17 protein-coding genes and 1 riboswitch are annotated in these 18,775 nt (G+C 52.2%); of the genes, 10 read left to right on the top strand and 7 right to left on the bottom strand.

Going from position 1 to position 18,775, the window contains the following annotated elements; all coding sequences use genetic code 11:
• Positions 1-31 precede the first annotated feature (31 nt).
• Positions 32-137: riboswitch (TPP riboswitch) on the top strand.
• Positions 138-184: 47 nt separating this feature from the next.
• The 5 genes from ACMAY6_RS11610 to ACMAY6_RS11630 are packed head-to-tail and all read left to right on the top strand — an operon-like array spanning position 185 to position 4,874.
• Positions 185-2,275 (top strand): TonB-dependent receptor, encoded by a 2,091-nt coding sequence (locus ACMAY6_RS11610; RefSeq protein WP_435212020.1) that lies wholly within the window; start codon positions 185-187, stop codon positions 2,273-2,275.
• Between the two features lie 24 nt (positions 2,276-2,299).
• A complete protein-coding gene (locus tag ACMAY6_RS11615; protein WP_435212022.1) occupies positions 2,300-2,563 on the top strand; it encodes a thiamine-binding protein in 264 nt (87 codons plus the stop codon).
• Between the two features lie 3 nt (positions 2,564-2,566).
• Entirely contained in the window at positions 2,567-3,136 is a 570-nt protein-coding gene (gene pnuC / locus ACMAY6_RS11620) for a nicotinamide riboside transporter PnuC (RefSeq protein WP_435212024.1), read from the top strand.
• Entirely contained in the window at positions 3,136-3,978 is an 843-nt protein-coding gene (locus tag ACMAY6_RS11625; protein ID WP_435212026.1) for a phosphotransferase, read from the top strand. Before pnuC ends, ACMAY6_RS11625 begins: the two co-directional genes overlap by 1 nt.
• Complete coding sequence (locus tag ACMAY6_RS11630) at positions 3,975-4,874, top strand: ketopantoate reductase family protein (protein ID WP_435212027.1); 900 nt, start codon at positions 3,975-3,977, stop codon at positions 4,872-4,874. Before ACMAY6_RS11625 ends, ACMAY6_RS11630 begins: the two co-directional genes overlap by 4 nt.
• Here ACMAY6_RS11630 and ACMAY6_RS11635 read toward each other — a convergent pair.
• From ACMAY6_RS11635 to ampD, 4 genes are all read right to left on the bottom strand, one after another.
• A complete protein-coding gene (locus ACMAY6_RS11635) occupies positions 4,840-6,225 on the bottom strand; it encodes a serine/threonine protein kinase (protein WP_435212029.1) in 1,386 nt (461 codons plus the stop codon). The genes ACMAY6_RS11630 and ACMAY6_RS11635 overlap by 35 nt on opposite strands.
• Entirely contained in the window at positions 6,218-7,756 is a 1,539-nt protein-coding gene (locus ACMAY6_RS11640) for a sigma 54-interacting transcriptional regulator (protein ID WP_435212030.1), read from the bottom strand. The genes ACMAY6_RS11635 and ACMAY6_RS11640 overlap by 8 nt, the downstream gene beginning before the upstream one ends.
• Positions 7,757-7,849: 93 nt before the next feature.
• On the bottom strand, positions 7,850-8,656 hold the full coding sequence (locus ACMAY6_RS11645; protein ID WP_435212032.1) for a hypothetical protein: 807 nt from the start codon (positions 8,654-8,656) through the stop codon (positions 7,850-7,852).
• 84 nt (positions 8,657-8,740) lie between these two features.
• Positions 8,741-9,307 carry a 1,6-anhydro-N-acetylmuramyl-L-alanine amidase AmpD gene (gene ampD, locus ACMAY6_RS11650; protein WP_435216007.1) on the bottom strand — a complete coding sequence of 189 codons (567 nt, stop codon included), beginning with the start codon at positions 9,305-9,307 and terminating at the stop codon, positions 8,741-8,743.
• Between the two features lie 60 nt (positions 9,308-9,367).
• Between ampD and nadC the strand changes: the two genes are divergently transcribed.
• A complete protein-coding gene (gene nadC, locus ACMAY6_RS11655; RefSeq protein ID WP_435212034.1) occupies positions 9,368-10,198 on the top strand; it encodes a carboxylating nicotinate-nucleotide diphosphorylase in 831 nt (276 codons plus the stop codon).
• A 99-nt stretch (positions 10,199-10,297) separates the two neighbouring features.
• Here the strand turns inward: nadC and rraA are convergent, their stop codons facing one another.
• Both rraA and ACMAY6_RS11665 read right to left on the bottom strand, forming a co-directional pair.
• Positions 10,298-10,795, bottom strand: coding sequence for a ribonuclease E activity regulator RraA (gene rraA / locus ACMAY6_RS11660; RefSeq protein ID WP_435212036.1), 498 nt, complete (start codon positions 10,793-10,795; stop codon positions 10,298-10,300).
• Positions 10,796-10,804: 9 nt separating this feature from the next.
• Positions 10,805-12,568: an acyl-CoA dehydrogenase gene (locus ACMAY6_RS11665; RefSeq protein WP_435212038.1), complete on the bottom strand. Its 1,764-nt coding sequence runs from the start codon at positions 12,566-12,568 to the stop codon at positions 10,805-10,807.
• Positions 12,569-12,650: 82 nt separating this feature from the next.
• Here ACMAY6_RS11665 and ACMAY6_RS11670 point away from each other — a divergent pair, with 82 nt between their 5' ends.
• Complete coding sequence (locus ACMAY6_RS11670; RefSeq protein ID WP_435212040.1) at positions 12,651-13,640, top strand: LysR substrate-binding domain-containing protein; 990 nt, start codon at positions 12,651-12,653, stop codon at positions 13,638-13,640.
• 191 nt (positions 13,641-13,831) lie between these two features.
• A complete protein-coding gene (locus tag ACMAY6_RS11675; protein ID WP_435212041.1) occupies positions 13,832-16,003 on the top strand; it encodes a malate synthase G in 2,172 nt (723 codons plus the stop codon).
• A gap of 54 nt (positions 16,004-16,057) precedes the next feature.
• On the opposite strand, the gene ald is transcribed toward ACMAY6_RS11675, so the two are convergent.
• Positions 16,058-17,188, bottom strand: coding sequence for an alanine dehydrogenase (gene ald / locus ACMAY6_RS11680; protein WP_435212043.1), 1,131 nt, complete (start codon positions 17,186-17,188; stop codon positions 16,058-16,060).
• 202 nt (positions 17,189-17,390) lie between these two features.
• Here ald and ACMAY6_RS11685 point away from each other — a divergent pair, with 202 nt between their 5' ends.
• On the top strand, positions 17,391-17,855 hold the full coding sequence (locus ACMAY6_RS11685; RefSeq protein ID WP_435212045.1) for an Lrp/AsnC ligand binding domain-containing protein: 465 nt from the start codon (positions 17,391-17,393) through the stop codon (positions 17,853-17,855).
• 330 nt (positions 17,856-18,185) lie between these two features.
• On the top strand, positions 18,186-18,596 hold the full coding sequence (locus ACMAY6_RS11690) for a pilin (protein WP_435212047.1): 411 nt from the start codon (positions 18,186-18,188) through the stop codon (positions 18,594-18,596).
• Positions 18,597-18,775: the final 179 nt, after the last annotated feature.

Below are 18,775 nucleotides of genomic sequence, written 5' to 3' on the forward strand. Positions count from 1 at the left end.
TGTGATTTATTTATCTATTCCCTATACTGCCACCCAACCTGCGGGGTGGCTAGCGCCTGAGATACCGAAAATCATTCGGTGAACCCGTTGAACCTGAACCGGATAACGCCGGCGTAGGAACAGGCTTCGTAACTTAGCAGTGATGTTGTGAGTTTGTTCAGTCCCGGATAAGCGAGTACTAGGGATGTCGACCTTCTCATTAACAGCTGGCCAACTTATGGCCGTGCCTATCGCCCTCACGCTGCTGACCAGTATGCCAAGCGGCGCCACGTCTGCAGACCTCGAAGAGGTTTTGGTCTCTGCCACACTCAGACCCGCACATGGAGAGCAGCGGTCAATCACCATTTTTGACCAAGCGCGGATCGAGGCTCGATCGGCTCAGCACTTGGAGGACCTTTTATCTGCGGCCCCCAACGTCAACAGTGCCAGTGGTGCTTCCCGTGGGCGCTTCATTCAAATTCGCGGGGTCGGAGAGCGCAGTCAATTTGTTGAGCCGGTTAATGCCTCCGTCGCCATGTTGCTGGACGGCATAGACCTTACTGGACTAGGTGCCGCAGCCACGACATGGGACATCCAACAAATTGAAATTCTCCGAGGGCCACAGGGCACTTTGCTGGGAGCCAATGCGCTGGCCGGTCTCATAAGCCTCAATACAACTTCTGCATTCACCAAAGGGTTGAAGGTTGCTGTGGGGGTTGAGAATAACGGAGGTCGCAGATTTGCAGCTGCTGGCGGGGGCAATCTCACGAGTACCACCTCGGGGAGACTGGCTCTGGAGCAATACCGTGCTGATGGCGCTATGACGAATACTTTTTTGAATCGAACAGATACCCAAGGTAAAGACGAAGTTACCTTTCGAGGTGGTCTAGCTTGGCAGGGGATCAGCCAGACCGTGGAAGCCAACTGGCACTTTATTGATATCGATAATGGCTATGACACATTTTCACTGGACAATAATCGCAAAACCTTGTCAGACGAACCAGGGCGTGACGCATTGCTGACCCATGCGGGTAGATTGAAATGGAGCGTGCAGGGGACGGTGAATCTAACGACACAGTTGAGCGTTGCCCAGACTGATACTGAATACGCCTACGACGAGGATTGGGCCTACGTGGGTATTGCACCCGCCCTTGAGTACAGCTCCTTCGATAGCTACTGGCGTGATCGAGATATGCAAAGCTTGGAGATTAGAGCAGACAGCGATCAGCAACACTGGCGTTGGGCTGTAGGTGGCTTCCTCAAGCAGGAGGAGGAAACACTTCGACGCCGATATACTTACTTAGAAAATGACTTCAGCAGTGCACTCGATATCGACACTGGTGCGTTTTTTGGACAGGTTGATATTAATCTGTCGGAGACAGTTACCGCTTATCTTGGCGGGCGAGTAGAACAGCGCAAAGCTGATTACGCTGATAATGCTGGCGTCAACAACGCCCTAACAGACAACCTTTGGAGTGGCCGCATTGGCGTTGACTGGGCTCCCTCTGACCAACAAAACCTTTACCTCAGTATCAGCCGGGGTGTCCGCGCAGGGGGACCAAACAGCACGCTGTTATCTAACCTACCTTCGCTGCACTCCAGCACGAATACCCCACTGAGCAACCTTGGCCAGTTTGAAGAGGAATCTTTGATCAATACCGAGGTCGGGTGGCGATGGCAAAACGCCAATGGCACCCTGCAAAGCGCGCTGACCTTATTTTCGATGGAACGGCAAGATCAGCAAGTAAAGCAGTCTTTAACCATCGCTCGGGAAGACGGCAGCACGCAGTTCATTGAATATACCGATAACGCCGCGAAAGGACATAACCGCGGCATCGAGTGGCAGAGCGCCTGGGCTCTCAGTCCTGAGCTGCAATTTTCGGCCTCCTTTGGCTTCCTGAAAGCGCGGTTTGACGAATATTTCACTGCGACCGGGCAGGACCTCTCTGGTCGAGCCCAGCCACAGGCGCCCGAGTGGATGGGCAGTGTTCGCGTCAAATGGAACTTAGCCGAACACTGGTTAGCTGGGGCCGAGCTCACCGCGATGGACAGCTATTTCTTCTCTGACCGACATTCAGCCCGCTCTCCCGCACGGCAAATAGCAAACGCGCACATTGATTGGACATGGCAGAGCTGGCGCGTTTCGGTATGGGGACGTAATTTATTCGATGAAACGTATTACACTCGCGGTTTCGGTAGCTTTGGCAATGACCCGCGCAAAGGCTACGTGCTGGAGCCTTATTATCAGTTTGGCGAACCTCGAACCTTTGGCGTTACCCTGAACTACCAGCGCTAAAACCTCTAAAGGACACCAGCCGCTATGGAACTATCTGCTGAACTGAGTTTGTACCCGCTAACAGGCGACGTGGACACTTCGGTGTTAGCGTTTATCGACGACCTCCACGATTCAGGCCAAATCTCAGTGGTCACCAATACCATGAGCACGCAAATTTCCGGGGAATGGGATGCCGTAATGAGTGCCGTTAATATCGCTCTCAAGCGCAGTAGCGAGCGGCTAGATCGCCAAGTTTTGGTGGTGAAATATTTACCAAGCCACAGAATCGAGATTGGCGCGGAAGGTTAAATCATGAGCTGGGATGAACCTCTCGCCGTTGCCTTAGCCCTCGCGTATGTTGTTTTTGCCATCAAGGAAAAGCGCATTGCCTGGGTTTTAGCGGCCACGAGCGCCGCACTGTATCTGCGGATATTTTTTTTGGTGGGTCTGGTTATGGAGGCCAGCCTGCAAGTGTTTTACATACTCATGGCGGTTTACGGGTGGATAGCTTGGGGGCGAGATCACAGTAAGGTTCAGCTGCCTATACAGCGCTGGCCCGCTCGCTTGCACGTGATGCTGTTGGGGGGAGTGCTTCTTTTGGGTACTGCTCTGGGGCTTTTACTGAGCCAGTTAACTGATGCCAGCCTACCCATAGCAGATAGCGTAACGACCCTCGCGGCGCTTTTAGCCACTTGGATGGTTGCACGCAAAGTGCTGGAAAATTGGCTTTGGTGGATTGGCATTGATGTAATTTCGATTGTGTTGTTCTTAAATCGTGGACTGGGTCTGACCGCATTGTTATTTGCCGGCTACGTCGTACTAGCCATTGCCGGCTGGCTCAGTTGGAGACAACATTACCGAGCTCAAACCCAGTGCGGTTAGTGTCGGAAGCGCTTTTGCAAAAACATGCGCTGGCAGAATTCAGAGCATGGACCACAAAATCGCCTCTACGCACCAAACCGCGGATTACCCAGTTACTTAACCAAGGTTCTGGACATACCACTATGCTTGTGACGGCTAACAGCGATACCGGCCATGATTCTTTTGTCCTGCGCTATCGCACCCACCAATCATCGTCGCTGGGCCTGTGCTTTAAACAGGAAGTCGCCTGCATGGAATTAGCTCAGGCAAAGGGCTTAGCACCTGAGGTCGTATGGCTGGATGAAGAGTGCCAGTCTATGGTGATAGAGTTCCTTCAAGAACCTGGCCCAGTCTCCCGGGAGGAGCTGGCAAACCTCACCAAATCAATTCATCGCTTGCCCCCTGAGATGCCAACTTTAAACCTACAGCATCAAATCGAGCATTACTGGCAGATTGCCCATGAACGAGGAAACAGTGCATCGAATTTGGTAAGCCCTAGTGAACCCGCACTGGGCGCCGCCATAAAAGCCCTTGAAACTGAATTACCTGTGACCTGTCACAACGACTTAACCCCACCCAACATCCGGCGCAGAAATCGCGATGTTGTTGCTATTGATTGGGAATATGCTGCCACTGGTAGTCCACATTTTGAGGTCGCCACACTGTGCGCCGGGTGGCCCTCCATGAATACGCAGTCATTAGCCTTGGCAATTCTTGGGGAGCGGTTTTCCAAACCGCTGCTACATATTGCGACTCATCTGTATGCCGCCCTAAATTGGAATTGGCACTTGGCGGCTGGTGAGACATTCGAGGGTGAACAGTCACCAAAAAACCTTATTCAGCGTCTGGCCGCAAACTTATGAAACCCCATTGCCACATCTTAGGCCCCGGCTCTCTGGGCGGACTGTTTGCTTTTCGATTAACCGCAGCGGGTTTTCAGGTGTCCTTAATTGGACAGCATCAAGCAACAAAAAAACAAAAGCTGACCTTGCTCACACTACAAGGGCAACAGACTCTAGAGTTTCCCTATGAAAGTTCGAATACCAAAAGCCCCATTAGCCTGCTGTGGGTCACCACAAAATCCTATGCGGCGTTAGATGCGGTAACACGTCTTAGCCACAGATTTACTTCAAAGACTGTCATTGTCACCTTGGGGAATGGCATGGGCTACCACAACGCATTATCTACCCTTGTCTCAGGGCGACTTATTGCAGGATCAACGACCGCCGGGTGCAGCTCACCCAAAACCCAAACCCGTAAATTAGCCGGTGAAGGTAAAACTCGATTAGGTTGGTGGGCAGGCGCTGAAACGGCCCCTGATTGGTTTGCAAACATCAAAGATACCCCTTGGTGCAGTGCCTGGGAGTCCAATATTGAGAAAGCTCTGCTCGAGAAGTTAGCCATAAACTGCGTTATCAATCCGATGACCGCGTTACTGAACATTCCAAATGGCCAACTTCTCGATAGCACGCACCAACAAACATTGGCTACAGCCATTAAAGAAGTGGCCTCTATTTTCAATGGGTTGGGGCACACTGATATTGCTGAGAACCTTCCACACAGAGTGGGCCATGTCATCTCAGATACCGCTCAGAACTCTTCTTCGATGCGAACCGACCGACAGCGCCAAGCGACGACGGAGCATGAAGAAATACTGGGCTACCTACTGGAGAGGTCTAGCGGCCTTAAAGAAAAACCATCAACTCCGCTGCTTTGCAGTTGGCTCAGCGCGCTTCGACAGCCCTTCCCAGATCAATAATCACTGACTCCCAGACTTCAGGTTGTGCAGTGGCCGTAAAGCTTTTTTGGTGGGGGTGGCTGATGCCGTTGACTTGATGGTCCAACGATAAGACACAGGTGTAATGATCACAATCGAGCGCTGCAATCAGGGGCTGTCTTACCATTAGAGGGCGGATTGTTTTGCTTAACATCAGCTCCAGTTGCCCTGAAAGCCAGTTGTGACTGAAACCCGATGGCAGGGTCGTATTGGCTGCAACCTTGACAGAATCCAAAATAAAAATAGGCATTCGGGAGACATTCAGATAGCCGGCGTAGCCAAGGAATGCGATTAACAAGAGTAGTGCCAACCCCTTGTGTAGGCTAAATGCACGAGAAAAAAATCCCTGCCACAGTTTGCCCAACGAATGATTCGAGGCCCCAGCAATCGATTGATTCGGTGCGCTCTTCACTTGGCCAGTTTGCCTAGTCCCCCCCTCCCCTCTGGCAGCTCGACATCGTGCATCGGCGACATGGGCACCCAAAACACTACGAATCTCTGGAGGCAGTAAGCGTACCTGCCAACGCATGCCTTCGATTAATTTCTCTAAGACACCAAAACTTTTTTCGCTCCCATCAGTCAGTACTTTTGCCGTATCCCAGAGAAGATTTGCACACGCCGAACACGCTTCGGGCTTTTTTGCCCGTGCTACGACCGTTCGACCGTCGGGGTCACAAATCGTCATCGGCAGCTCTGCAGACAGCAGCCAGTAAAGCACGCACCCTGCGGCGTATTGATCATCAGAATACTGTAAAGTTTTTTCCGCAGAATCTGTGCTTCGAACAAACCCTAGGGTCCCAGGGGTTGTCCTCGGAGTACCGTTGGCCACGCTGCTACTGAAGTCAATCAACCGGGTTTTACCTTGATCGTTGATCAAAATATTACTGGGCGTCAAATCTCCGTGAACCAAACCTACGCTCTGAAGGGCGTTTAATGCGCCGATCAGGTCCAAGGCGATAAGGAGCATATGGCTCTCTCCTAATTTTACTTTTTTATCCGCCTTCAGACGTTGCAGAGACGCCCCTTCAACAAACTCGAGCAATAGCCACATAGCACTCTCAAAGTGCTTAACGCTATAAATCTGCGGCACAACCGGTGTCATGGCTGCCACCTTGGCCTGAGCGGCAAAAGTAGCCTCCAACCGAACTTTGGGGTTCTGACTCGTCGCTGACCCAGTTTTAAATCGCTTACTCACAAGCTTGCGATTTAGCCTGGGATCAAGAGCTAGCCAGGTCATACCCTGCCCGCCGCAACCCAAGAAACCCAGATTTTCTAATGGCGGTGGCAAACTCACTGAGTCATAACAAACACTGCTGGGGTTAGCCTCAAACATTGGTAATGATCCCTAAACGACGAAGTCGCCGCCGCAGGGCATGATGAGAAATTTTTAGCTCAAGCGCCGCGGCTTTAACCGAGCTTACACGCGCCATAACTTCGAGTATGTCAGTGTCTGCAAGGTCATCCACTAGGACAAAGCTATCGTGCGCCTCCAGTCGGCGATAAAGCGCCGGCCTAGACAGCCCCAGAATTGCTGCCGTTGCAGCAATCTCATAGTGCTGCGCTCGATAAACCTCCTCTAGATGTTGATCAGATAGCGACTGGAATTCCTTGCTGGGGGGGCGGTCCTTCGCGTCAGTACTCAGGGGCAAAAGGGAACCCTTATCCTGCGCTACTAGCATCACCGCATGCCTTAGCTCCCGGCTATTACCGGGCCAATCATGGGTCAATGCATCAAAGAAAAATCGCGCCCAATGGGCTGCTATCTCCGGAAAATCTGAGGATTTAGAGGGATTCAATGACTCAGAAACTTCGACATCTCGACCAAGCATTGCCATTGCCTGAGGTGCGATATCTTCGGGTCGCTGGCGCAGCGGCGGTATAACCAGTGTAAAGCCCGCGATACGATGATGAAGCGCTTTTCGAAAGCCATTTTCCTCCGAAGTAGTTTGGTCCGTTGCAGCAACAATGCGAACATCCACCGTCTGCATCAACCCGCCCAGAATTTGCACCTCGCCTTGCTCTAAAGCCCGCAGTAATTGCACCTGAATTGATATCGGCGCATCTGCAATTTCGTCTAAAAATAACGTACTCTGATTGGCCCGCTGGAAAGCACCTTGACGGTCAATTGCGCCCGTATACGCGCCTCGAACACTGCCAAAAAGTTCTGCCGCCGCAAGATCTTGCGGAATTGCCGCCAGATTCATGACCACCAAAGGGCGCGAGGAGCGTGCGCTTAAGTCATGAACGGCCAGAGCAACCCTCTCTTTCCCAACACCAGACTCGCCCTGAATCAAAATAGGTAGTGTCGTTGGTGCCACCAGAGCAATCTGATGCCTAAGTCGCGCCATTTCAGAGGAAGCACCCGGCAACATTGTGTTTAGACACTCTGGAGGTGATTTATCGTCGTCAGCGTGGCTGTGAATCAAGCGCAGCACTAAAACTATGCCGTGCGACAGCCTGAGCGGGACACCTCTAACAAGCGACTCGTGGTCGGCGATGAAGCCCGCATGCCCCCCCGCGCCAACTCGAACCTCAGCGTGCTCTGCAGATTCTATTCGTAGACTAAAACAACCCTCTGCGTGCTTTGGCCTCTTAGGCTTTAATCGACAAGCCAAGCGACTCACATGCTCATCTTCTAAATTACGCCGATCGCTAAACTGGGGGAAATATCGCCCGATCGACACCTCACTCGGAATGGTCTCCGGGCGCTCAGCTTCCCAGTCCCCTAAAATGGACCAGTGGCCAATACGGTGTAGGTCCGGGTGAAAGACTATGGTGAGACGTAGCGATGACGAATGTCCCCCCTCGCGGAAATCTAACGTCCGGAGTGCGGGTTTCGTCACCACGTCCTTGGGCACAGCCATGACCACCTCCCGACCAACCCGATTAGGGCTGGCTACGTACGATCATAGTGGCCTAAGCGCTATTTTATGACTGCCCTCGCAGCACCGCCAACATCAGGAGACAATCACCAAAACAGAAGCCACCACAACCCAAACTGCTAGAGCTCGTTTCAACAATTCTCGAACCTGCTCCACCTGTTGGCCCGGCGCAGCCTCTACTAGTGGGCACGCCACCTCAAACCCTTGCATCAATAGCTCATCGGTCTTGATGTCAGCATCAAATGCTTTATTCCAAAATAGTGGCCGAAGACCCTCAAAGTTACCAATAGCGCCGAAGGTTAAAAGCATCACCCGGGAGGGAAGCCAGTCGAGTATGTGCAGCAAACTGGCCAATGGAACTTTTCGGTCACCCACTCCCATCACGACCAATCGGTAACCCACAGCAAAGAATGGACCGAAGAGTAAAAAGTAAAAGACTGGCGTAAACCAGCGTTGAAACCCCTCGTAGAGCAAAAAACGGGAACCGTCACGCTCGGCTGACTGAGCGTCATCTATTTCTGGAATGCGATGGCCCTCAGCTTCCAACGTTAGCAGTGCACCTTCAATATCACCTGCTGCTACTCGGGCACGAAATCGATCAATGAGGGCGGGCCAATGGCGTCGCCCAAAGCTGAAAAACAATGCGGGCGTACCCAAAAGCAGTACCGCTGCCGCACCAAAAATCTCCTCGAAAATGGCGTAAACCAATGTGAATGCTGCGCAAGGCACCACTACCATCAGCACAAATCCCAACCAAAAATCTGGCTCTATAGCGTCTACGCGGCGCTGAAGGGCGTGATACCAATGATCATTATGCAGTGGCCCACCAGATCCCATCGCGAGATACAGTCCGGTTGCGACCAGAAATGCCAAATAAATCATGGTTTGCGACTCTCCTTAAAAACCGTCAAACAATCATACGGCTGACATGGGTTACTTTTACAACCTGCGCATTGAGTAGCGGGCCTAATCACTACTCGTAAATTCCGCCAACCGTTGCCAATCAAAACACGCACCCGGATCCGTCTTTCTACCCGGCGCAATATCACAGTGGCCCACAATGTCACCGTGGACGAGCGACGGGTGGTAGCACCTGAGCGCATTGATCAATTTCCGAAGCTGCGCATACTGAACTTCAGTGTAGGCCTCGTCGTCGGTACCCTCAAGCTCAATACCGATAGAGAAGTCGTTGCAATTGTCGCGGCCACACCAGTGAGACTCTCCGGCATGCCACGCCCTATCGCTTGTCGCTACAAACTGTAAAATTTCGCCCAATCTGTTCAGCAAAAAATGTGCGGAGACGCGAAGATGAACGATATTTTCGAAATAGGGGTGCAATGAAGGATTTAGTGTATTGGTGAAAAGTGCTTCAATGTGCCGCCCCCCAAATTCTCCCGGAGGTAATGATATGTTGTGCACGACTATAAGCTTTGGTGTCTCTTGTTCGGGGCGGTCGTTGAAGTTGGGCGATGCAACTTTTCGAGCCCCGGAAAGCCACCCTTCAGAAATTGTCCAATAGTCAGCATCTGTCATCACGCCTGTATCTTATCTCATAGAAGCAGATCGCCCAAAAAACCAAACAACGGAGTCGTTATGTTAAGCCTGCAGTACATCCAGCAACTCGTAGACCTTGCGCTGGAAGAGGACATTGGTAGTGGTGATATCACCGCAGCGCTTGTTCAACCTGACAGCCTCGCCAAAGCTTCAGTGGTGAGCCGCGAAGCTGGGGTGCTTTGTGGCAGCATTTTTGTCGATGCAGTTTTCTCAACGCTGGACCCCAACATAACCATAGAGTGGTTTAAATCTGACGGCGATTTGCTTGAACCCAATGACACTTTGTTCAGCGTCAGCGGCAACGCACGAAAAATCCTTACGGGGGAACGGACAGCCCTCAATTTTTTACAGCTGCTCTCAGGCACCGCCTCGTTAGCGCAGCGCTTTGCCAACCACGTTGCGGGGACAGGTGTACGTCTTTTGGATACTCGAAAAACAGTGCCTGGGCTACGTTTAGCCCAAAAATACGCCGTTACCTGCGGGGGCTGCCATAACCATCGCATAGGCCTGTATGACGCTTTTTTAATCAAAGAAAATCACATCGAGGCCTGCGGCGGCATCGCCGCAGCAATCTCTGCAGCCAGACAATCGGCTCCAGGAAAAGTCGTGGAAATCGAAGTTGAGACCCTCGATGAACTGCAGTTGGCTCTAGGGGCAAAAGCAGATCGAATAATGCTCGATAACTTCAGCGAAGCGATGCTCAGGGATGCTGTCGCCGCCAACGCTGGGCAATCTGAATTGGAGGCCTCTGGCAACGTTGCGGAGCATAACCTCCGCTCTATCGCCGAAACCGGTGTCGACTTTATCTCTATTGGTGCCCTGACTAAACGTGTCGAGCCATTAGACCTTTCGATGCGATTGGAACACTAAAAACCCAAGCCACAGACTCTCATTAAAGCCTGCAATCCAGTGCAGCGCCGCGTTCTGTCCGACTCACTCAAGGGTTACTAGCGTGGCTGCGTCAACGCCCTACTCAGCGTGACTGTGGATAGCACGGGGGGCCACTAGAATTCCATTACGATCAGCATAGATCCAATGACCCGGAAGAACGCGCACGCCGCCCAAAGTAAGCGTGACGTCGCGCTGTCCCTGCCCAAGCTTTTCTGTTTTCACCGGCACGGCGCCTAGTGCACAGACACCTAACAAAAGCGTATCGATAATTTCAACATCCCGAATTGCCCCTAACACCACAATCCCTGCCCAGTGATTGTCGATGGCTTTTTGCGCGAGGTTATCGCCCAGTAGCGACCGCCGCAATGATTGCTGTCCATCAACAACCAAAACACGACCCTCTCCCGGCTCGGAAACCGCTTCAGCGACCCGTGAATTATCTTCATGGCAGGAAACAGTGGCCGCAGGCCCCGAAAAACACTCGACACGCCCAAAGCGCAAAAACTGAAAAGGCAGAACCTCGCACTCTGGGTGGGCGTCAGATAGGTCTGGCGTCGTAAAATTAGCAGGGTTCACTAAAAACGCTCATAGCCAATCGAGGGAAAAATTAGAGAGCGTTTCACCACCGTCTAAAATAGTGCCTGCATGGGCCTTACAGCGAGGAAGGATACGCGCACCGTAAAAGGCTGCCGTCGCTATTTTGCGGCGACAAAAATCAGAATTTTCCTCCGCCGCAAGCTTGTCAGCAGCCACCAAAGCCGAACGAGCTAACTGCCATCCGCCAAAGAGGTAACCTGTTTGCATAAGGTAGTCAAAAGCACCCCCAAACGCGTTAAATCGATCCGAGCTCATTTGGCCAAGCAGGTATTGCGTGGTTACGCGATGCTCCGTCAAAGTGCTGGCAAGTGCTTTACCCAATTCAATCAGCGCTGGGTGTGATGACTGCGCCAACTGGTCTGTTATCTCAGCTATTTCCCCATGCATCGCCTCCATCGCAGACCCACCATCGCGGGCCAACTTGCGATTGACCAAGTCTGCCGCCTGAATACCGTTGGTACCCTCGTAAATGGGTGTGATTCGAACATCACGCAAATACTGCGCTGCACCCGTCTCCTCAATAAAGCCCATTCCTCCGTGAACCTGTACACCCAATGAAGTCAGCTCTACCCCTATTTCCGTGCACCAACCCTTGATCACAGGAATCATCAGGTCAATGCGCTGGCGCTGTTCACCCTTCACACTGGGCTCTCCGTAATGCGCCAAGTCCATCGTGACGGCTTCGTTATAGGCGAGTGCTCGCATCGCCTCGATTAAAGCTCGCATTGTCATCAACATTCGCTTGACGTCTGCATGCTCGATGATGGGTACACCACCTTGAACTCTCTCGCGGGCGTAGGCGACCGCTTTTTGATAGGCGCCTTCAGATGCACCAACCCCCTGCAAACCAACTTTTAAACGGGCTTCGTTCATCATGGTAAACATGCATGCTAGCCCGTTGTTTTCTTCCCCCACGAGGTAGCCAATGGCGCCATCCTTGTCTCCGTAAGCCATAACGCAAGTTGGGCTGCCGTGAATACCCAACTTATGCTCAGTCGAAACAGGAAACGCATCGTTTCGCTCGCCTAAACTGCCATCAGCATTCACCAAAAATTTGGGAACGAGAAAAAGCGAAATCCCCTTACTGCCTTCCGGCGCATCAGGCAATCGGGCCAAGACGAGGTGCACAATATTTTCCGTTGCATCGTGGTCACCCCAGGTGATGTAAATTTTTTGGCCAAAAATCCGGTAGTGGTCACCGTTGCGTTCAGCTCGGGTTTTGACCGGCCCCAAATCAGACCCCGCACCCGATTCTGTAAGATTCATCGTGCCGGCCCACTCGCCACTGTTAATCTTCGCAAGGTAAATAGCTTTTAGGTCATCACTGGCATGCGCACTGATGGCTAGAGCTGCCCCCGAGCTCAGAAAAGGCTCCAAGGCAAAGGCCATGTCTGCACCATTCCAGATCTCTGATGCCGCCGTGCCATAAATTTCAGGTAAACCCTGTCCCCCAGCTTCTGCATCAGCCGAAATACCGACCCAGCCCCCTGCTCCCAGCTCGCGTATGGCATCGCCATACCCAGGTGGAATGCTGACTTTGCCATCGGCACAGGTCACGGGATGGGTATCCCCCACCCGGCGCAGTGGCGCAACGACATCGCTTCCCAGCTTGCCGGCCTCATCGAGCAAAGCCGACGTTAGATCTGAGCCCACGCCCAAATCGGCAAAGCGCTCGAGTGAACCAAGCTTCTCAGCAACATTGATGACGTCGTCAATAAGGAATTGCATATCGGTAAGCGGTGCGGTGTACATGAAAACTCCGTTCGTTGGTGACTGCGCTCACATTGGTAAACACTAGTAAAAAGCGTTCTGCAAAGCGACTTGTTATGATTGGATGTCCGGGTGGTGCTGTAGTGCCTTATCTGCACGAGAAATTGCCGTGAAAGATCTTAATCGAATTGACTTAAATTTGCTGGTTTACCTTGACGTTTTACTCCGCGAGCGGAATGTGACGCAGGCGGCCAATCAACTGGGCCTGTCACAACCCGCAATGAGCAATGGACTGCGCCGGTTGCGTGATCTTTTTAACGATCCGCTCCTTGTGCGTACCTCTGACGGCATGTCACCCACCGCTAGGGCTCTCGAGCTCGAACCGCTTATTCGAGATGTACTGGCAGGTGTTGAACGCGCTATTCAACCGACGTCAGACTTTGACCCTAGTGACGCAAATCAGGTAATCAGAGTCATGGCGTCGGACTATGCAGAATCCACCTTATTTCCCACCGTAATTGGGGAGCTTCGGGAGCAGGCCCCGGGCCTCACTCTGGATGTCATGACGCCCTCTGACGTCAGCTTTTTAGACGTTGAACGGGGCAAAATCGACCTGGTGATCAACCGCTTTGATCAGATGCCCCAGTCATTTCATCAAATAACACTGTGGTCAGACCCCTTTACCTGCTTGATGAGCCGCGACAACCCTATTCTCAGCCAGTTTGACCTCCGAGCTTATTTGAACGCAGACCACATCTGGGTCAGTAAGACGGGAATGGGGGTTGGCGTTGGGGTAGATCCCGATGATGTTCAGCGACTGGGCTGGGTGGATACAGCTCTGGCCCAGATGAATGAGCAGCGGCGGATTCGCGTTTTCACACGGCACTATCAAGCAGCCATGACTTTGGCAGAGGAAAACGACCTTATTGTCACCCTGCCCAGCCGGGCCACTTGGCTCAAGCGCGACAATCCCAGGGTGGTTGTTAGGCCCGTGCCATTTGAGGTGCCGCCCCTTGAATTAAAAATGGCTTGGAGCCCCCTCCTTCAACACAATCCAGCGCACCGCTGGGTGCGTCAGACGATCACTCGAATCGCTCGGGAATTAAATGCCTGACGCGTGTTTAGGCATCGAAAATTCTGCACTGCAAGTGGCTTAAGTCGCCGACAAAGCCATTCACACAATCAATACCACTTATAAAATGCATTTCTGGCATCTATGCGCTTAAAATGTGGAATCTACAGTACAGAAACTAGCGCTGCCCCTGTCACCAGTGACCGCAGCGAGATCTATTTGGGGAGAAGACCATGGCTGAACGTATCGATTGCGCGGGCTTGCAAGTCGACGCTGGGCTGCACGCGCTCTTAGAACACGACATTTTACCCGGCACAGATGTCAGTCCCGATCAGTTTTGGTCCGGCTTGGCCGCTATTTTGACCGATATGATGCCGCGCAATGCCGAGCTGCTCGACATCAGGGCCAACATGCAATCTAAGCTCGATCATTGGCACCGAGAACACCCTAAAAATGCTTTCAATGCTGGGCAGTACAAATCCTTCCTAGAAGAAATAGGCTACCTGTTGCCTCAACCAGAGCAAGTGCAAGTAACAACGACTCGTGTGGACGAGGAAATTGCGCGGGTGGCTGGTCCCCAACTGGTGGTGCCTGTCATGAATGCGCGCTTTGCATTGAACGCCACCAATGCCCGCTGGGGCAGCCTCTATGATGCACTCTACGGAACCGATGTCATCCCTGAAGATAACGGCGCCGAGCGGGCTGGCGGCTACAATTCCGTTCGCGGCGATCGCGTTATCGCTTGGGCGAGAGCATTTTTAGACCAAAATTTCCCATTACGAGACGGCACCCATACCGACGCGACGGCCTACACCATTGAGTCGGGTGCGCTAAAAGTCAGTCAAAGAGACGGCAGCACCGGCACGTTACACACTGATGATCAATGGGTGGGCTACACGGGAGACAGCGCTCAACCCAATTCGATTTTGCTCAAAAATAATGGACTGCATGCCGAAATTCAGATTGATAGTAGCCATCCCGTAGGCCAAACCGACCCCGCCGGAGTCAAGGATGTGTGCCTAGAGTCCGCGTTAACGACAATACAAGATTGTGAAGATTCGGTAGCGGCGGTTGATGCCGAAGACAAAATCGTGGTTTACCAAAACTGGCTAGGACTTATGCGAGGCGATTTGTCCGAAAGCTTTCAGAAAGGCGGGCAACTGCAAACACGCACATTACAACCCGATCGCGAATTTAAAGCACCCGATGGCAGTACCTTTACACTTCCCGGTCGTAGCCTGCTTTTTGTTCGAAATGTTGGGCACCTAATGACCAACGACGCCGTCCTGACTAAAAATGGGTTAGAGGCTCCCGAAGGTATTCTTGACGCCTTATTTACGTCAGCTTGCGCGCTGCATGACATAAAGCGCACCTCAGGCCCGCGTAATTCTCGTCAAGGCAGCATATACATCGTAAAGCCAAAGATGCATGGGCCTGATGAGGTCAGTTTTGCAGTCGAACTGTTCAGCAAAGTCGAAGGCGTTCTAGGACTGCCGGAGAACACCATCAAAATCGGCATTATGGATGAGGAACGACGCACCACTTTGAATCTGGCCGAATGCATCAACCGCGCGAGTGAGCGTGTGGTGTTCATCAATACCGGGTTTCTCGATCGCACAGGTGATGAAATTCATACCAGTATGGAAGCTGGTGCTTTTACTGCAAAGAGCGCCATGAAGGGTGAAACGTGGATTAACGCCTACGAAGACTGGAATGTCGATGTAGGGCTCAACTGCGGTCTTCAAGGTCACGCACAAATCGGTAAAGGAATGTGGGCCATGCCTGACCGTATGGCGGATATGTTGACCACTAAAATCGGTCACCCAAAAAGCGGTGCCAATTGCGCTTGGGTGCCCTCACCTACGGCAGCCACACTGCACGCGACGCACTATCACGACGTTGATGTCATGGCGGTTCAAGCTCAACTGAAAGGCAATCCCAGAGGCGGTATTGATCAGATTCTGCAGATTCCGTTAAAAGGTGCAGCGGGCATGTCTCAAGACGCTATACAGCGAGAGCTCGACAATAACGCCCAGAGCATCCTTGGTTACGTGGTGCGCTGGATCGATCAGGGAGTCGGCTGCTCCAAGGTTCCTGACATCGACAATATCGGCCTAATGGAAGATCGAGCGACGCTGCGAATTTCCAGCCAACACTTAGCCAACTGGATTCGCCATGAGGTTGTTACCGAGGAGCAGGTTCGATCCACTCTTGAACGCATGGCGGCGATTGTGGACCAGCAAAATGCCAACGACCCCACCTACCAACCTATGGCTGCAGATCTCACCAACAATGTGGCCTTTCAAGCGGCTTGTGATTTGGTGTTTATGGGAACGGATCAACCCAGCGGCTACACCGAACCGCTACTGCATCAGCGCCGCAAAGAATTCAAAGCCAGTCAGTAATCCTGTGAGCCCTCCCCTAAGGTATCGAGGTAGGGCTCAACAAATGCCTACGGTTTAAGCGCTTAACATGAGCGGGTTAAGCGCTTTATCTGCGGGCAGGTAATCGGCGTTAAGTGCTACAGCCACCGCCTCGTGAGTAATGTGCCCACCGTGCACATTGAGGCCCTGACGCAGGTGACCATCATCCTGAAGTGCGGCCAAGCCTTTATCGGCCAACTTAAGGGCAAAAGGCAGCGTCGCATTGGTCAATGCCATGGTCGCAGTGCGCGCCACGCCACCCGGCATATTTGCAACACAGTAGTGAACGACATCATCAACCACATACGTTGGCGACTGATGGGTGGTCGCTTGTGAGGTTTCAAAACAACCACCCTGATCAATGGCCACATCGACTAGCACGGCGCCGGGGCGCATGGCGGCCACATCGTCTCGAGTCACTAATTTTGGGGCTGACGCTCCGGGAATGAGGACCGCACCAATAACGAGATCAGCCGCTCGAACGTATTGCTCCACAGCGTTTTGAGTAGAGTAAAGACCCACAACTCGCCCCTGAAACAGATCGTCGAGCTGCTGTAATCGCTCAATCGAACGATCAAAAATGGTCACCTGAGCGCCCAAACCGGCGGCCATTTTAGCGGCCTGTGTACCGACAACGCCGCCGCCCAGCACCACCACTCTGGCGGGTTCGACCCCCGGCACTCCCCCCAACAACATGCCGTTGCCACCCTGAGCTTTTTCAAGGTGGTGTGCGCCGGCTTGAATCGACATACGCCCTGCTACCTCACTCATTGGCGCCAACAAGGGCAACCCACCCTTAGCATTGGTTACCGTTTCATAGGCGATGGCTGAAACACCCGAATCCAGTAATAGTTGAGCTTGTTCGGGATCTGGAGCGAGGTGCAAGTAGGTGAACAAAATCTGCCCCGAACGCAGCATTCGGCACTCATTGGGCTGAGGTTCCTTAACTTTAATAATCATATCGGCAGCGGCAAAAATGTCTTCAGGGCTCGCTACTATTTGCGCCCCAACCTCCTCATAGCTGGCGTTGTCGAAACCCACACCGACCCCACCTTCGGTTTCGACCAATACCTGATGACCACGATTGACCAACTCACCAACCCCAGCGGGCGTCATGCCAATGCGGTATTCGTGGTTTTTAATTTCTTTAGGTATGCCAACGATCATAGAAAACTCCGGTAGTGGCTTGCAGATGCTGGAGGCTCTGCGTTAACGACCCAAGTTAGCGTTAATTTTAATAAATTTGTGCTGTAAATTTTGCAAAAATATAGTTAAATCGACTACATTAAAGATTATTTTCAACCAATCCGACCAGCTTATCACCCAAAAATCAAGCCATCCGCCTTTTTTATAACTAAGAGTTCTAACAATGTCAGACCAAAATTTAAGCCGCATAGATCGCAAGATCCTTCGGTGTCTACAACAAAATGCCCGACTGAGTTTCGCGGAATTGGGCCGCCAGGTAGGTTTAACCACAACGCCCTGTAAAGAGCGTGTAAAACGACTGGAGCGCGACGGTTACATTTGCGGCTACCACGCCAACCTGAGCCCAGAAAAGCTGGGTCGCGGGTTGATTGTATTCGTGCAAATTACACTGCAACGGACTGCCGGAGATGCTTTTAGCGAATTCACCGACGCAGTTCGTGACGTTCCCGAAATTGAAGAATGCCACTTAATTGCCGGCAACTTTGATTATCTGATCAAAGCGAGGGTTCGCGACATGACAGATTACCGAGCATTTCTGGGCGGCAGCCTAATGCAGCTACCCGGAGTGCAGGAGAGTACCAGCTACCCCGTGATGGAGGCATTACCCACCGCTAGCGGGAAACTGTGATGTGAGGCCCAGAATAGGCGGCAAGAGGCATTCCACAAAAAACTAGAAGTGACGATATTTGTCAAATTTAGACGTAATTTTTTCATTGGAGTCGCAGCGCGTCAGCTCAAGTTTGACAAAGAGAGGGCGGCATTCAGTTTATTAGCATCAGGCCTCAGTAAGAATTTTTCTTAATATCTATTGTTTTCAGCTATTTGCGCCACACTTCCAGAATTCACCAAAATTTTGGCACAGCCTGTGCTTGGTGCAGGTGTAAGAAGGGGCAAGGTTGAGCACTTTAGCGACTTGCACCGCGAATCCCATGGAGTCTAATTTCTCAGGAGAGAACATATGAACAAAGCAACTCAAAAAGGTTTCACCCTAATCGAGCTGATGATCGTGATTGCGATTATCGGCATTTTGGCTGCGGTTGCGTTACCGGCCTACCAAGACTACGTGTCGAAAGCCAAATTTGCGGAAGTTATATCTTCTGGAGAAGCCTATAAGACTGCGGTGTCGCTTTGCGTGACTGAAAGAGGCATTGCAGCAATTGCCGATTGTGACGCAGGCGCCTATGGCATCCCGGCTGTTGATATCAATGGGGAATATGTCAGCGCTATGACTGTAACCAACGGCGTTATCACGGTTACAGGAACCGCAGCAGCTGGCGGCAAAACCAGCATCCTGACCCCAACACAACCTGGCGCAGGGAGTCTTATCTGGACACAAACCGGAACTTGCGTAGCGGCGGGATATTGTTAATAAGCCAGTTGCTACACCGTTAGCACTGTGGAGAGCCGCTGAAGTGTTGGCGCTCTCCACAGCACGCTCGCACTTTAACCCTGCTAGCACTCCTCCCTGTACCGTCACTTACCCCAACTGATGACTTACCGATCTAGATTGGTCGACTAGCGACCCCGCTTTGCCAAATGCAGCCGTGC

The organism is Luminiphilus sp. nBUS_16 (assembly GCF_051201645.1).
Taxonomy (GTDB): Bacteria; Pseudomonadota; Gammaproteobacteria; order Pseudomonadales; family Halieaceae; genus Luminiphilus.